This is a genomic window from Telluria sp. B2 (genome assembly GCF_051789535.1).
Lineage (GTDB): Bacteria > Pseudomonadota > Gammaproteobacteria > Burkholderiales > Burkholderiaceae_D > Telluria.
This window is the reverse complement of record NZ_CP196525.1, coordinates 658,346-671,324: the sequence shown is the minus strand read 5'-3', so window position 1 is coordinate 671,324 and position 12,979 is coordinate 658,346. Positions and strand designations below refer to the sequence as shown.

General features: G+C 66.1%; 14 protein-coding genes. 5 read left to right on the top strand and 9 right to left on the bottom strand.

Features of this window, described 5'->3' with window-relative positions:
* Positions 1-148 precede the first annotated feature (148 nt).
* Together ACSUZJ_RS03015 and ACSUZJ_RS03010 are read right to left on the bottom strand one after the other, a co-directional pair.
* A complete protein-coding gene (locus tag ACSUZJ_RS03015) occupies positions 149-805 on the bottom strand; it encodes a TetR/AcrR family transcriptional regulator (RefSeq protein ID WP_499413189.1) in 657 nt (218 codons plus the stop codon).
* A 148-nt stretch (positions 806-953) separates the two neighbouring features.
* Positions 954-1,853 (bottom strand): SDR family oxidoreductase, encoded by a 900-nt coding sequence (locus ACSUZJ_RS03010; RefSeq protein WP_499413187.1) that lies wholly within the window; start codon positions 1,851-1,853, stop codon positions 954-956.
* A 159-nt stretch (positions 1,854-2,012) separates the two neighbouring features.
* Here ACSUZJ_RS03010 and ACSUZJ_RS03005 point away from each other — a divergent pair, with 159 nt between their 5' ends.
* Positions 2,013-2,267, top strand: a complete 255-nt coding sequence (locus ACSUZJ_RS03005) for a YkgJ family cysteine cluster protein (protein WP_499413185.1) — start codon at positions 2,013-2,015, stop codon at positions 2,265-2,267.
* A 10-nt stretch (positions 2,268-2,277) separates the two neighbouring features.
* Here the strand turns inward: ACSUZJ_RS03005 and ACSUZJ_RS03000 are convergent, their stop codons facing one another.
* Complete coding sequence (locus ACSUZJ_RS03000) at positions 2,278-2,487, bottom strand: hypothetical protein (RefSeq protein WP_499413183.1); 210 nt, start codon at positions 2,485-2,487, stop codon at positions 2,278-2,280.
* A gap of 89 nt (positions 2,488-2,576) precedes the next feature.
* Positions 2,577-2,975 carry a hypothetical protein gene (locus ACSUZJ_RS02995; protein ID WP_499413181.1) on the bottom strand — a complete coding sequence of 133 codons (399 nt, stop codon included), beginning with the start codon at positions 2,973-2,975 and terminating at the stop codon, positions 2,577-2,579.
* Positions 2,976-3,243: 268 nt separating this feature from the next.
* Here ACSUZJ_RS02995 and ACSUZJ_RS02990 point away from each other — a divergent pair, with 268 nt between their 5' ends.
* The 3 genes from ACSUZJ_RS02990 to ACSUZJ_RS02980 are packed head-to-tail and all read left to right on the top strand — an operon-like array spanning position 3,244 to position 7,243.
* The gene (locus ACSUZJ_RS02990; RefSeq protein ID WP_499413179.1) at positions 3,244-4,077 is read left to right on the top strand and encodes an undecaprenyl-diphosphate phosphatase; all 834 of its coding nucleotides are present in this window, start codon (positions 3,244-3,246) and stop codon (positions 4,075-4,077) included.
* A gap of 14 nt (positions 4,078-4,091) precedes the next feature.
* A complete protein-coding gene (gene recQ, locus ACSUZJ_RS02985) occupies positions 4,092-5,927 on the top strand; it encodes a DNA helicase RecQ (RefSeq protein ID WP_499413177.1) in 1,836 nt (611 codons plus the stop codon).
* A gap of 38 nt (positions 5,928-5,965) precedes the next feature.
* Complete coding sequence (locus tag ACSUZJ_RS02980; RefSeq protein WP_499413175.1) at positions 5,966-7,243, top strand: sugar MFS transporter; 1,278 nt, start codon at positions 5,966-5,968, stop codon at positions 7,241-7,243.
* 207 nt (positions 7,244-7,450) lie between these two features.
* On the opposite strand, the gene trmB is transcribed toward ACSUZJ_RS02980, so the two are convergent.
* Positions 7,451-8,131 carry a tRNA (guanosine(46)-N7)-methyltransferase TrmB gene (gene trmB / locus ACSUZJ_RS02975; protein WP_499416678.1) on the bottom strand — a complete coding sequence of 227 codons (681 nt, stop codon included), beginning with the start codon at positions 8,129-8,131 and terminating at the stop codon, positions 7,451-7,453.
* Positions 8,132-8,359: 228 nt separating this feature from the next.
* Between trmB and ACSUZJ_RS02970 the strand changes: the two genes are divergently transcribed.
* A complete protein-coding gene (locus ACSUZJ_RS02970) occupies positions 8,360-9,478 on the top strand; it encodes a succinylglutamate desuccinylase/aspartoacylase family protein (protein WP_499413174.1) in 1,119 nt (372 codons plus the stop codon).
* A gap of 6 nt (positions 9,479-9,484) precedes the next feature.
* Here ACSUZJ_RS02970 and ACSUZJ_RS02965 read toward each other — a convergent pair whose 3' ends face one another.
* The 4 genes from ACSUZJ_RS02965 to ACSUZJ_RS02950 all read right to left on the bottom strand — a co-directional run bounded on the left by ACSUZJ_RS02965 (position 9,485) and on the right by ACSUZJ_RS02950 (position 12,913).
* Positions 9,485-10,171 (bottom strand): DUF6064 family protein, encoded by a 687-nt coding sequence (locus tag ACSUZJ_RS02965; RefSeq protein ID WP_499413172.1) that lies wholly within the window; start codon positions 10,169-10,171, stop codon positions 9,485-9,487.
* Between the two features lie 9 nt (positions 10,172-10,180).
* Entirely contained in the window at positions 10,181-11,101 is a 921-nt protein-coding gene (locus ACSUZJ_RS02960) for an aldo/keto reductase (protein ID WP_499413170.1), read from the bottom strand.
* Positions 11,102-11,212: 111 nt separating this feature from the next.
* Positions 11,213-12,436, bottom strand: coding sequence for a cyanate transporter (locus tag ACSUZJ_RS02955; RefSeq protein WP_499413168.1), 1,224 nt, complete (start codon positions 12,434-12,436; stop codon positions 11,213-11,215).
* 3 nt (positions 12,437-12,439) lie between these two features.
* Positions 12,440-12,913 carry a nucleoside deaminase gene (locus tag ACSUZJ_RS02950; RefSeq protein WP_499413166.1) on the bottom strand — a complete coding sequence of 158 codons (474 nt, stop codon included), beginning with the start codon at positions 12,911-12,913 and terminating at the stop codon, positions 12,440-12,442.
* Positions 12,914-12,979 lie beyond the last annotated feature (66 nt).

Below are 12,979 nucleotides of genomic sequence, written 5' to 3'. Positions count from 1 at the left end.
TTTATCGTTGAACTGCCTCAGGACGCACATCTTATCGGGATGGCATCGAGATCGCGTGAAATTGCGACAGTCTGCAGTTTGGAGGGAATGAACGCCTGAAAAAGGCGTCCTGAAGAGGTCGGCCATTCACGGCCGCTCACGCCGCCGTTCACACGCCGCTGACGGCGGCGGCCGCAGGCAGCAGGCCGTGCAGCGCCATGTCGAGGAAGGTGTCGAGGAAGGCTTTCGGCTCGAGGGCGCCGCGCTCGCAGGGCCCGACCGAATGCTTCCAGGTGACGAGCATGAGCATTGGCGCGATCAGGACCTGGGTCATCTGGGTGACGTCGATGGTGCGGAACTCGCCGCGCGCGATGCCGCGCTCGAGCATGCTGGAAATCATGCGCGTGCCACGGTTGATCACTTCTTCCTGGTAAAACTTGGCCAGCTCGGGGAAATTGTTCGCCTCGGCGGTAACGAGCTTGGCGATGCCCGACACCTTGGTGCCACCGACCCGTTCCCACCAGGCCAGCAGGACGTTGCGCAGCAGCTCGGCGCTGTGGCCGTCGAACTCGGCGACCGAGGACTCGGCCTCGCCGATTACCGGCACGATACTGGTGCGCACCACGGCCTTGAACAGTTCCTCCTTGTTTTCGAAGTAGAGGTACAGCGTCCCCTTCGAGACGCCCGCGCGGCGCGCGACGTCTTCCAGCCGGGTAGCGGCAAACCCCCGTTCGACGAACAGGTCGATGGCTGCCGCCAGCAGCTCCTGCGGACGAGCATCCTTGCGGCGCTCCCAGCGCGGCTTGGTGTCAAATGGGCATTCCATGCTTCTGTCCGACAACTTTCAAAGAGTCATCGAATATAGACCCCGGTCCGAGGGCAGTCAAGCACACACGCGCCCGCCGCCACAAGGAACCAGCCCCGTGTTTACCGTCATTACGCGCCGCTGCAACACTGGCAACATAGCCGTGAAGCTAGCTTGCCTTGCCGTTACCGCAACCGTAGATCCGCCCTTCGCTACAGGGCTGATAAAGAGAACCCTCGCGGTGCTGCGCCGGCTGGTCGGTCTGCTGGCGCGGCACCTGGAAGACCGAGAGCACGTCCGCCACACCCGGCAATAATTTGCCCACCGCCACGTCGAGGCTGGCGATGGCGCCGACCTTCAGGTTGCGGGTCGGCCTGGTTGCCGCCTGCAGGATGGCGGCAGCCACCTGGTGCGGGTCGAGCTGCGGCCCGGGCAGCTTCGGTTCGCGCCGCAGGTAGTTGCGTGCGTGCTGGGGCAAGGGCGTGTCGACGGCGGTCGGCTCGATCAGGGTGATCGACACCGGCGCGCCGTCGACCTGTTCGATCTCGATGCGCAGCGCGTCGGTAAAGCCCTTTACCGCATGCTTGCTGGCCGAATACATGCCCTGCAGCGGGATCGCCACCTCGGACGCCTCGCTGCCGACGTTGATCAGGGCGCCGCCCGTCATGCGCAGGTGCGGCAGCGCCGTCAATGAACCGTTGACCATGCCCCAGAAATTGATGTCGAACAGGCGCCGGCTGTCGGCCTCGCTGACTTCGTCGAGCCGGCCGTAGATGGTGCAGCCGGCGTCGTTGACCCAGGTATCGATGCGCCCGAAGCGCGCGATCGCCTGCGCGGCCACGTTCTCGACCTGGGCCCGGTCCGAGACGTCGGCCACCACGTGCATGGCCTCATGACCGCTGGCGCGCAAGCCGCCGACGATGGCTTCCAGCACATCGCCGCTGCGCGCAACCAGCACCAATTTTGCGCCGCGCCGCGCCGCGTCCTGGGCGGTGGCCAGGCCGATGCCGCTCGAGGCCCCGGTGATGACCATGACTTGCTGGTCGAGTGGTTTGAGCGAACTTGCCATGCACTGCGCTCCCTGGTTGGCGTAATCTGTTGTGTCCACGATAGCAGGAATGCCAACTGTGCAGCGCCCGCGAGCAGACGCCATTGCCGGCCGCCGTCAGGCGGGTATACTGGCTGCCCCGGCCGTGTTGATTACCGGCCCGCCCTCCCCAGGAACACGATGAACTGCCGCGACCATTGCGGTGCCTGCTGCACCGCGCCCTCGATCACCAGTCCGATTCCTGGCATGCCCAACGGCAAGCCGGCGGGCATGCGCTGCGTGCAGCTTGCCGACGACAACCGCTGCCGCATTTTCGGGCATCCGGACCGGCCGGCCTTCTGCGCCGGCCTGCAGCCGTCGCTGGAAATGTGCGGGAGCAGCCGCGAAGAGGCGATCCGCTGGCTGGACGAACTGGAGCGGGCCACCGCGCCGTAAGCAACAAGGCCTATTCGTCCTCGTCGTCCGCTTCGGCCTGGCCCGGCGCCAGCAAGCTCACCTTTTTCTTCTTCTTGACAGTGGTAGAAATTTCCTGGCCAGGCTTGGTGGCCGGCGGCGGCGCCACGGGGATCGGGAAGCCGAGGAAGACCATGATGAAAAAGACCGGCAGCAGCAGGTAGAAGAGCGGACGCTTCCAGTTGAGCTTTTGTTTCATCATTGCCAATAGATGAGCTTTGGCGACGATGATTCAAGAGGCGGCGCGTAAATATCCTGTGCGGGTAAAAGCGCTAGCCGCCCAAGAACGCCTCAGTGCGCGGCGGCCTGGCGCCCTGCCTGCTGCACGTAAGAGAACAGCGCACCGAGCGTCATGCGCTCGTCCCAGATGTCTTCGAGCACGACGCCGAACCTGGTGCGCAGATCGTCGGCAAGGGTTTCGAATTCCATGGCATCGGCCAGCCACTTCGACGGATACAGGGCACGATAAATGCTGAGCAATTGATCGTCGGGACGGAGTTTGAACATGTCAGTCTCGCGGAAGGCAAAGGCCGACATGAACACGGAAAGGAATTCGCGGATCTGCTTCTTCGAAGCACTGGGGAAGGTGCGGCGCCACTGGCGGCCCTGGCAGCTGCGCGTGCGGAAGAGGTTGGGCAATTGTCCTGATGTCAGCACTGCCCAGCCAATAGCCAGCAGGGCGAGGATCACAAGGATGCTCATGGGTAGACGACAGCGTTACTCATGCAAACCAGTCTAGCACGTTGCATGCGCCGTGGGGCACAACGCGACCATATCGTGCGCGCCTTGCCGTTCGTACAAATTTACGTAACAGAACTGCAATATGCGGCGCATAAAATTTCCTCGCCGTTGTGGCTGACTCAACGGTATTCGCCCTGCTCGTGGTAAGCTTCGCCCCCTACGGCATGCCCGCGCAGTTCCTCCGCGCCGTATTCCCCTTTAATAGATAGCAACGTTCATGGATATCCTTCTCGCCATCAAGGCGATCATCATGGGCCTGGTCGAGGGCTTCACCGAATTCCTGCCGATCTCCTCCACCGGTCACCTGATCCTTGCAGGCAGCCTGCTCAACTTTACCGGCGAGAAAGTCAAAGTCTTTGAAATCGCGATCCAGGCCGGCGCCATGCTGGCCGTGATCTGGGAATACCGCGAGCGCATCGGACGCGTACTGGGCGGCCTGTTCACCGAACGGCGCCAGCAGAAATTCGTTGCCAACCTGGTCGTCGCCTTCCTGCCTGCGGCCCTGCTGGGCCTGATCTTCGCCAACGCCATCAAGGCCGAGCTGTTCAAGCCGGTGCCGGTAGCGCTCGCCTTCATCGTCGGCGGCCTGGTGATCCTGTGGGTCGAGCGCCGCCCCAAGGGCCTGCCGCACGCCTCGCGCATCGAGACCGTGGACGAGATGACCCTGCTCGACGCGCTGAAGGTCGGCTGCGCCCAGGCCTTTGCCCTGATCCCGGGCACCAGCCGCTCGGGCGCGACCATCATCGGCGGCATGCTGTTCGGCCTGTCGCGCAAGGCGGCGACCGAATTCTCCTTCTTCCTCGCGATCCCGACCCTGCTGTCGGCCACGGTGTATTCGGTGTACAAGGAGCGCGCGCTGCTGTCGATGGCCGACCTGCCGATGTTCGGCCTCGGCGGCCTGGCCGCCTTCGTTTCCGCCTTCCTCTGCGTGCGCTGGCTGCTGCGTTATATCAGTTCGCACGACTTCACGATCTTCGCCTGGTACCGTATCGTGTTCGGCGTGATCGTCCTCGTCACCGCACATTACGACCTGGTGCAGTGGGCGGAATAAGCCAGGAAACTCCCATGTATACCGAGATCGAAGGCCAGGATACCGAAGCGCGCGCGCTGCACGTGCTGCAGACCGTCTTCGGCTATCCCGCATTCCGCGGAAACCAGGCCGACATCGTCCAGCACGTCGCCAATGGCGGCGACGCCCTGGTCCTGATGCCGACCGGCGGCGGCAAGTCGCTGTGCTACCAGATCCCGGCGCTGCTGCGCGAGGGCGTCGGCGTGGTCGTCTCGCCGCTGATCGCGCTGATGCAGGACCAGGTCGACGCGCTGGAAGAAGTCGGCGTGCGTGCCGCTTTCCTGAACTCGACCCAGACCTTCGAAGAGACGCTGCGCATCGAGCGCCTGGTGCGCACCGGCGAGATCGACCTGGTCTACGTCGCGCCCGAGCGCCTGATGACCCAGCGCTGCCTCGACCTGTTCGAGTCCTCGCGCATCTCGCTGTTCGCGATCGACGAAGCGCACTGCGTGTCGCAATGGGGCCATGATTTCCGCCCCGAGTACATCCGCCTGTCGATCCTGCACGAGCGTTTCCCGGACGTGCCGCGCATCGCGCTGACCGCGACGGCCGACCAGCAGACCCGCGCCGAGATCGCCCAGCGCCTGCAGCTGGAAGAAGCGCGCCAGTTCGTCTCGTCCTTCGACCGCCCGAACATCCGCTATGCGATCGTCGAGAAGACCAACGGCCGCAAGCAGCTGCTCGACTTCATCACCACCGAGCACCCGGGCGACTCGGGCATCGTCTACTGCCTGTCGAGGAAAAAGGTCGAGGAGACCGCCGACTTCCTGAACGAGCACGGCATCCGCGCCCTGCCCTACCACGCCGGCATGGAACACAGCCTGCGCGCGGGGAACCAGGCGCGTTTCCTGCGCGAAGAGAACATCGTGATGGTCGCCACCATCGCTTTCGGCATGGGCATCGACAAGCCGGACGTGCGCTTCGTCTGCCACCTCGACCTGCCGAAGAGCATCGAGGGCTATTACCAGGAGACCGGCCGCGCCGGGCGCGACGGCATGCCGGCCAGCGCCTGGATGGCCTATGGCCTGCAAGACGTGGTGCTGCAGCGCCGGATGATCGACGAGTCGGAAGCCGACGAGACCTTCAAGCGCGTGCTGTCGATCAAGCTCGACGCCATGCTCGGCCTGTGCGAGACCCTGTCCTGCCGGCGCATGCGCCTGCTCGACTATTTCGGCGAGCGCTCCGGCCCCTGCGGCAACTGCGACACCTGCCTGATCCCGCCGGTGTCGTTTGACGCCACCGTGCCGGTGCAAAAGCTGCTGTCGGCGATCTACCGGGTCGACCAGCGTTTCGCCGCCGGCCACGTGATCGACGTGCTGCGCGGCGTGCAGACCGAGCGCATCAGCCAGTGGCACCACGACAGCCTGTCCGTGTTCGGCATCGGCAGCGACCGCAGCGAGCAGGAATGGCGCGCGATCGTGCGCCAGGTGATCGCCCTGGGACTGGTCGCGGTCGACCATGACGCCTTCAGCTCGCTCAAGCTCACCGAAGCGGCGCGCCCCGTGCTCAAGGGCGGCCAGAAGGTGCAGCTGCGCCAGTACCAGAAGCCGGTCAAGCCCAAGCGCAGCTTTGCTTCGTCGAAGGGCTACGAGGAGCTGGAACTGTCGAAATCCGAACAGGCGATTTTCGAGCGCCTGCGCTCCTGGCGCATGGGCGCCGCGCGCGAGCACGGCGTGCCGGCCTATGTCGTGTTCCAGGACGCGACCCTGCGCGAGATCGCCAAGACCAAGCCGACCTCGCTCGACGCGCTGCGCGGCGTGTCCGGCGTCGGCGAAAAGAAACTGGTTTCCTACGGCGAGGACATCGTCGGTATCATCAACGAGATGCTGTAGCACCCTGCCGCGGCACGATTCACCAAGAGCTTTACATCATGCAGATCGAATCCTCTACCGCCACCTCCAGCGCCCATCAGGTGCCTGCCAACGCCGCCAGTTTGCAGACCTTCGTGTTCGCGCTGTTCTTCATCTTCGGCGGCATCACCAGCCTGAACGACGTCATCATCCCCAAGCTGAAGGACCTGTTCACGCTCAGCTATGCGCAGGCGATGCTGGTGCAGTCGGCCTTCTTCGCCGCCTACTTCATCGTCTCGATTCCGGCGGCCGCCATCGTGCGCCGCATCGGCTACATGCGCACCGCCGTGGTCGGCCTCTTGACCATGACGGCGGGCTGCCTGCTGTTCATTCCGGCCTCGTCCTCGGGCGTGTTCGCCACTTTCCTGGTCGCGCTGTTCGTGCTGGCTTCCGGCATCACCATCGTGCAGGTGGTGGCCAACCCGCTCATTTCCCTGCTGGGCGCGCCGCAGACGGCGCACAGCCGCCTGACCTTCGCCCAGGCCTTCAATTCGCTGGGCACCACGGTCTTCCCCTATGTCGGCGCGATCCTGATCCTCGGTTCGCTCGCCACCGTCGACCCGGCCACGCTGTCGGGCGCCGCGCTCGACGCCTTCCGCGCCGAGGAGACGCGCGTGGTGGTGCAGACCTATATCGGCCTGGCGATCGCGCTGGTGATCGTGGCGGCGCTGGTCTGGCACAACCGCAAGAAACTGGTGGAGACGCCGGCCCCGAAGGTCAGCATGATGAAAGCCTTCGAACTGCTGCGCCAGCCGCGCTTCGCCTTCGGCGCGGCCTGCATCTTCCTCTACGTGGGCGCGGAAGTGGCGGTCGGCTCGGTGATCGTGAACTACCTGATGGAAGCGAACGTGCTGGGCCTGAACGCGGAAGACGCCGGCAAGCACGTGCCGCTGTACTGGGGCGGCGCAATGGTCGGCCGCTTCATCGGCGCGGCCCTGCTGCGCATGTTCTCGCCGGGTAAAGTGCTGGCCTGCGCGGCCGGCATGACGATCGCGCTGCTGCTGGTGTCGGCGAACAGCACCGGCCTGGTGTCGGGCTGGTCGCTGCTGGCGGTGGGCCTGTTCAACTCGATCATGTTCCCCACCATCTTCTCGCTGGCCTGCGAAGGCCTGAAGGAGCGCGCGGCGGAAGGTTCCGGCCTGATCTGCGTGGCGATCGTCGGCGGCGCGATCGTGCCCCTGATTACCGGGCACGCGGCCGATGCGATGGGCCTCAAGATGGCGCTGATCGTGCCGGCCATCTGCTATGCCATCATCCTGTGCTTCGGGGTGTTTGCGCGGCGCCCGCGGGCCAGGTAACGTCTCCGGTAGGGTGGGCACTCCGTGCCCACGCGGAAATCGGCGTCATGTTGCCCCGATTCCTGACAGGCCATTCGAAAAAAACAAACGCCTCCAAACGATCATTTGGAGGCGTTTCCTTTTGCGTGCGGCCGGTCACAACAGGCCCACACCTGGCATCGTTCCGCGTGGGCACCGAGTGCCCACCCTACGAAAAGCCGGTGTCGGTTATTTTTTCGTAAATACCAGGTCCCAGACCCCATGGCCGAGTTTTAGGCCACGGTTCTCGAACTTGGTCAGCGGCCGATAAGCCGGCTGCGGCGCATAGCCCTCGGCGGTATTCGCGAGCATCTCTTCCGCGCCCAGCACTTCCAGCATCTGCACCGCGTAGTCTTCCCAATCGGTCGCGAGGTGGATATAGCCGCCCGTCTCCAGCTTCTGGCACAGCAGCTTCACGAACGGCGCCTGGATCAGGCGGCGCTTGTTGTGGCGCGCCTTGTGCCAGGGATCGGGGAAGAACACATGCACGCCGGCCAGCGAGCCGTCCGGGATCATGTGGTTCAGCACTTCGAAGACGTCATGCTGGACCAGGCGCAAATTCTGGATCTCCTGCTCGCCGATCTGCTTGAGCAGGCTACCCACGCCCGGCGTGTGCACTTCGACGCCGATGAAATCCTTCTCGGGCATCAGGCGCGCGATGTGGGCCGTGGTGTCGCCCATGCCGAAGCCGATCTCGAGGATGACCGGCGCCTTGCGCCCAAAAGCGGCCTCGTAGTCGAGCATCTCCTTCTTGTACTCGATCAGGAACTTGGGGCCCAGTTCCTCGAGCGCGCGTGCCTGGCCGGTCGACAGCCTGCCGGCGCGCGTGACGAAACTGCGGATGCGGTGTTCGGTAGGGTCGTACAGCATCGGACGGGCCGGGCCGTTGCTTGGCTTTTCTTCGGACATGGGAATCGGGTAATGAGGAAAGAACGGCCGCCATTATAGCTCACCGCCCCGCCGTCATTACCGCGGCAATCTGGCCATGGCATGGCAGAAACGCTGTTGCTACGCCGAATTAATGTGTGATCAGAAAGGCAATCTACGCGATAATAAATCTCCTGACTCTCACTTTCCAAATATCGCCGAGGCCCACCGATGCATGCGACCAAACACCCGATTGCGATCGAAGACAATGTCGCCACTTTCCAGCTCACCTCCTACCACTACGGCCAGCCCGGCAGCGGAAAAAAGGTCTATATCCAGGCCTCGCTGCATGCCGACGAGGTGCCGGCCATGCTGGTCGCCCACTTCCTGCGCCAGGAACTGGACCGCCTCGACGCCGAGGGGAAAATCCGGGGCGAGATCATCCTGGTGCCGGCGGCCAATCCGATCGGCCTGTCCCAGACCATCCACGGCACGCCTTTCGGCCGCTACGACCTGTCGACCGGGGTGAATTTCAACCGCGCGTATAAACACGTGGCCGAGGACCTGAAGGAATCGCTGGCAGGCAAGCTCGGCCAGGACGCCGAGGCGAACGTCGCCCTGATCCGCGAACATGCACGCCGCTCGCTCGAGCAGTGGTCGCCGCCCACCGCCGGCGGCCTGCTGAAGAAGACCCTGCTGTCGATGGCGATCGACGCCGACATCATGCTCGACCTGCATTGCGACAACGAGTCGGTGCTGCACATGTATGCGGGCGAACCGCTGGCCGAGGCGGTGCAGCCGCTGGCCGCGCTGATGGACGCCCACGTGCTGCTGCTGGCGCGCGAGTCCGGCGGCGAACCGTTCGACGAGGCCTGCAGCCGCCTGTGGTGGGACCTGGCCGAGCACTTCGGCCCGCAGGTCGCGATCCCGCCGGCCTGCGTCGCCGTCACCGTCGAGCTGCGCGGCGAGAACGACGTGCGCTACGAACTGGCCCAGCCCGACGCCCAGGCGCTGCTGCAATACCTGGCGCGCGCCGGCGTGGTCGACATTCCGGTCGAGCCGCTGCCCGCGGCGCGCTGCAAGCCGACGCCGCTCGACGCGGTCGAGCCCCTGGCCGCGCCCCACTCGGGCGTGCTGGTGTTCCTGAAAAAGCTGGGCGACCGGGTCGAGGCCGAGGAAACGGTGGCCGAGATCGTCAATCCGGTGACGGGCCAGGTGACGCCTGTCAAGCCCAAGCGCCCCGGCATCTTCTTCGCCAGCACGGCCCACCGCCACCTGCTGCGCGGCATGCACGTCTGCAAGATCGCCGGCGAGACCGGTTACCGCAAGGGTAACCTGCTGAGCCAGTAAAACGGCTCACGCAGGCGCGGCCCTTGTGTCGCGCAAGCCCAGGCGCGAAACGATGCCTGCCGCCAGCGCCAGCACCCCGGCCAGCGGCAGCACCCAGGCCTGGGCCACGCCCAGCTCCATGAGCGTGGCGCCGCTGATCGCGCACCACAGCAGCGGCAACGGCCACAGGAACCAGGACGCGCGCCAGAGCAGCAGCATGCCCAGCGTGGCCGCCACCGTCGGGTCCGGCGCGATGCCGAATACTTCGGCCTGGCTCCAGCCGTGCTCCTCGAACAGGGCGAACAGCGGATACAGCAGCAGCGACAGCAGCACGAGCGCGAATGCGAGCGCGCCCAGCAGACTGCGGTAGGACACAATGGACGGCGCCCGGTGCCGGCTGGCGAGCCAGGCCAGCAGTACGGCCTGCAGCGCGAAGCCGATCGCGAAATACGGCGCCGCCAGGTTGATGTCCGCATAGCGCCGGGCGTGGTAGGCCCAGGCCACCCACAGCCAGCTTGCGGCCAGCAGCGCCGCCGCCAGCCGGCCCACCTTGCCCGCACCGCGCACGATGCAGCCGACCAGCACCAGCCCCGCCGCGGCAGCCAGGATGTGGGCCGGCCAGAGGGCTTCGTTGAGCAGGGCGAACTGGCGAAAATAGGTCCGCGCCGAGAACATCAGCAGGTCGGACAGGGTGTAGGTCCACCATTCGCTCATGTCAGCCACTCAGGTCAGCTTTTGGACTTCCGCCACGATGCGCCTGCGCAGGGCCGCGTCGGGCAAGGGTCCGCGCGCGGCCAGCATGTTCTCGCGCGCGTGCGCCGGCTTCGAGGTGGCGGGAATCGCGCAGGTGACATCCGGATGCGACACGATGAATTTCAACAGCACCTGGGCCCAGCTGCTGCACCCGATGTCACGCGCCCATCCCGGCAGCGCTTTGCCGGCCAGCGCCTGGGTCAATTCTCCCTGGCGGAAGGGCCGGTTGACGATGACGCCGATGCGGCGCTCGCGCGCCAGCGGCAGGATGCGGTTCTCCACCTCGCGGTCGAGTGCGTTGTAGCTGACCTGCACGAAGTCGATCGGCTGGCTTGCCATGATCTTCACGATCTCGCCATGGCGCCGGCCTTCCGACGTGGTGATGCCGACGTAGCGCAGGCGTTTCTCCGCCTTCATGCGCAGCAAGAGAGGCAAATGGTCTTCCCAGGCCAGCAGGTTATGCACTTGCAGCAGGTCGAAGCGCGGGATGCGCCACAATGTGCGCGAGGTTTCGATCTGTTCCGCGCCACGGCTGCCGGTCCAGACCTTATCGGCCGAGAACACGCTTGTCGGATGCTTCATGCGCGCCAGCGCCTCGCCGATGACGGATTGCGCCGAGCCGTACATGGGCGAGGAATCGATCAGGCGCCCGCCATTGGCAAAGAAGGCGCGCACGACTTCGGTGCAGGCGGCGCGTTCCTGCGGGTCCTTGCCGACGTTGAAGGTGATCCAGCTGCCCAGGCCGACGACGGGAAGCTGTTCGCCGGACGAGGGAACCGGGCGGGTGAGCAGCGGCTGCTGGGCGGCGGCGAGCGGAGTGACGAGCGTGCAGCCGCCGGCCGCCAGCATGGCCTGCAAAACGAACCTGCGTTCCGGGGACAGCATCGGCATACGTTGCTCCAGCAAGGGGTGGACCGGTCTAGCCTGCATGTCAACACAGTTTGCCCAGGTCTTCAAGCAGCGCACGCCGGCTGTGCCGTGTCCTTGCCGGTTGCTGCCGTACTAGGGTTCCTGCTCCGCCATCCGGGCGCGGGGCTGCGGCGTTGCCGCTCGCATCGCGCCGGCGTAGCCTGCCGGGGCAAGGCGCCAGAACAGCATCGCGACGGCCGCCACACAGCCGAGGTGCAGCAGCCAGCCCGCCGTGAACCCGCCCAGCGACTCGCGCAGCAGGGCGACGATCCAGGGCGGCAGCGCGGCGATCAGGAAGCCGCCGCCCTGCATCAGGGCGGACAGGGTGCCTGCCTGCGCCGGATCGGGCAAGTGGTCGAGTGCGACGATCAGCGTCAATGCAAAGCAGCCGCCCAGGCCTGCGCCCAGCAGCATCGCCGAGGCGAACGGCGCCGCGTCGGGCCGCAGGGCCAGTGCGCCGAAACCGGCGGCCTGCATGGCCAGGGTGAACCAGAGCCAGGGCCGCCTGTCCCTGCTGTTGCCCGCCAGCGCAGGCAGCAGCAGGGCCGACGCCGCCTGGCTCACCGCCAGGAGCGCCAGCAGGCTGCCGCTGGCGGCGGCGCTCCAGCCGTGCTCGCGGTAGAACGGCGCCAGCCAGGCCACTACGGTCGAATAGCCGCCGTTGATCAGGCCAAAACAGGCCATCAGCAGCCAGACGCGCGGCCGGCGCAACCAGGCCGCCAGCGCCATCCCGTTCTGTTGCGTGAGCGGGTCGCGCGGCAGGCTGGATGCGGCCAGCGCCAGGGCCAGCGCCGCCGGCAGGACCATCCAGGCCAGGCCGGCATGCCAATTGCCGCCGGCTGCCGCGGCCAGCGGCGCCACCTGGGCGCCGAGCGCGCCGCCCGCCATCAGCATCGCCGAATACAGGCCCATGACGACGCCCACATGGCGCGGGAACTGGCGCTTGATGACGCCCGGGAGCATGGCCTGCACCACCGCGGCCCCCAGCCCCAGCAAGGCGGCGGTGCCCACCAGTTGCCAGCCGCTGGTGCTGAACAGGCGCAGGAAGGAACCCGTGGCGAGCAGGAACAGCGCCCCGATCACGCAGCGCCGCGCCCCGAAGCGCGCCTGCAGGAAGGGACCGGCAAAGGCGACCGCCCCCATCAGCAGCATGGGCACCAGGGTCAGGAGCGCCATCCCCTGCAGATCGAGCCCGGTGTGCAGGCCGATATCGGCTGCCAGCGGTCCGATGCCGGTAATGAAGGGCCGCAGGTTGAGTGCGATCAGGGCGACGGCCGCCAGCAACAGCGGGGTCGGTGCGCGGCGTGGCGGCTGCACGGATCAGGCCTGCCGGGCCCGCGCCTGTGCCCACTCGGCATACAGGTCGGGCTCGCCCTCGGGTCGCACCGGCAGGTAGCGGATGTCCATGGTTTGCTCGGCAAACGGCCTGGCAAGTTCCTCGTAGAGCGCCGCCGTGGACAGGCCGAAGGGGGCGCCGTCGTCGTTCGAATAGGCGTAGGCAACCGTGCTGACGCCGGCCAGGCGCATGGCCGCCATGCACATCGGGCAGGGATGACCGCTGGCGTAGACCGCGCAGCCGCCCAGGTCGGGCGAGCCGAGTGCGCGGCTGGCGGCGCGGAGGGCGCTCATCTCGGCGTGGGCGGTCGGGTCGCCGGTGGCATGGATCTCGTTGACGCCGGTGGCGATGACCGCGCCGTCGCGCACCACCAGGGCGCCGAAGGGACGTCCGCCCCTGCCGACGTTCGCGCGGGCCAGGGCGATGGCTTCACCCAGATAGGTTTGTTCGTCGCTCATGATCTCTTCCTTTCCTCTTGCTGCATGCCGTCGACTATAGCCAGCCTGCCCGATATTTGAAAATTA

Excerpts from the sequence above, each read along its gene's own strand:
- trmB (WP_499416678.1), bottom strand. The coding sequence starts at position 8,131 with ATGCTGTACGACCCTACCGAACACCGCATCCGCAGTTTCGTCACGCGC.
- ACSUZJ_RS02960 (WP_499413170.1), bottom strand. The coding sequence starts at position 11,101 with ATGCCGATGCTGTCCCCGGAACGCAGGTTCGTTTTGCAGGCCATGCTG.
- ACSUZJ_RS02970 (WP_499413174.1), top strand. The coding sequence starts at position 8,360 with ATGCATGCGACCAAACACCCGATTGCGATCGAAGACAATGTCGCCACT.
- ACSUZJ_RS03015 (WP_499413189.1), bottom strand. The coding sequence starts at position 805 with ATGGAATGCCCATTTGACACCAAGCCGCGCTGGGAGCGCCGCAAGGAT.
- ACSUZJ_RS02980 (WP_499413175.1), top strand. The coding sequence starts at position 5,966 with ATGCAGATCGAATCCTCTACCGCCACCTCCAGCGCCCATCAGGTGCCT.
- ACSUZJ_RS03010 (WP_499413187.1), bottom strand. The coding sequence starts at position 1,853 with ATGGCAAGTTCGCTCAAACCACTCGACCAGCAAGTCATGGTCATCACC.
- ACSUZJ_RS02990 (WP_499413179.1), top strand. The coding sequence starts at position 3,244 with ATGGATATCCTTCTCGCCATCAAGGCGATCATCATGGGCCTGGTCGAG.
- ACSUZJ_RS03000 (WP_499413183.1), bottom strand. The coding sequence starts at position 2,487 with ATGATGAAACAAAAGCTCAACTGGAAGCGTCCGCTCTTCTACCTGCTG.
- ACSUZJ_RS03005 (WP_499413185.1), top strand. The coding sequence starts at position 2,013 with ATGAACTGCCGCGACCATTGCGGTGCCTGCTGCACCGCGCCCTCGATC.
- recQ (WP_499413177.1), top strand. The coding sequence starts at position 4,092 with ATGTATACCGAGATCGAAGGCCAGGATACCGAAGCGCGCGCGCTGCAC.
- ACSUZJ_RS02965 (WP_499413172.1), bottom strand. The coding sequence starts at position 10,171 with ATGAGCGAATGGTGGACCTACACCCTGTCCGACCTGCTGATGTTCTCG.
- ACSUZJ_RS02950 (WP_499413166.1), bottom strand. The coding sequence starts at position 12,913 with ATGAGCGACGAACAAACCTATCTGGGTGAAGCCATCGCCCTGGCCCGC.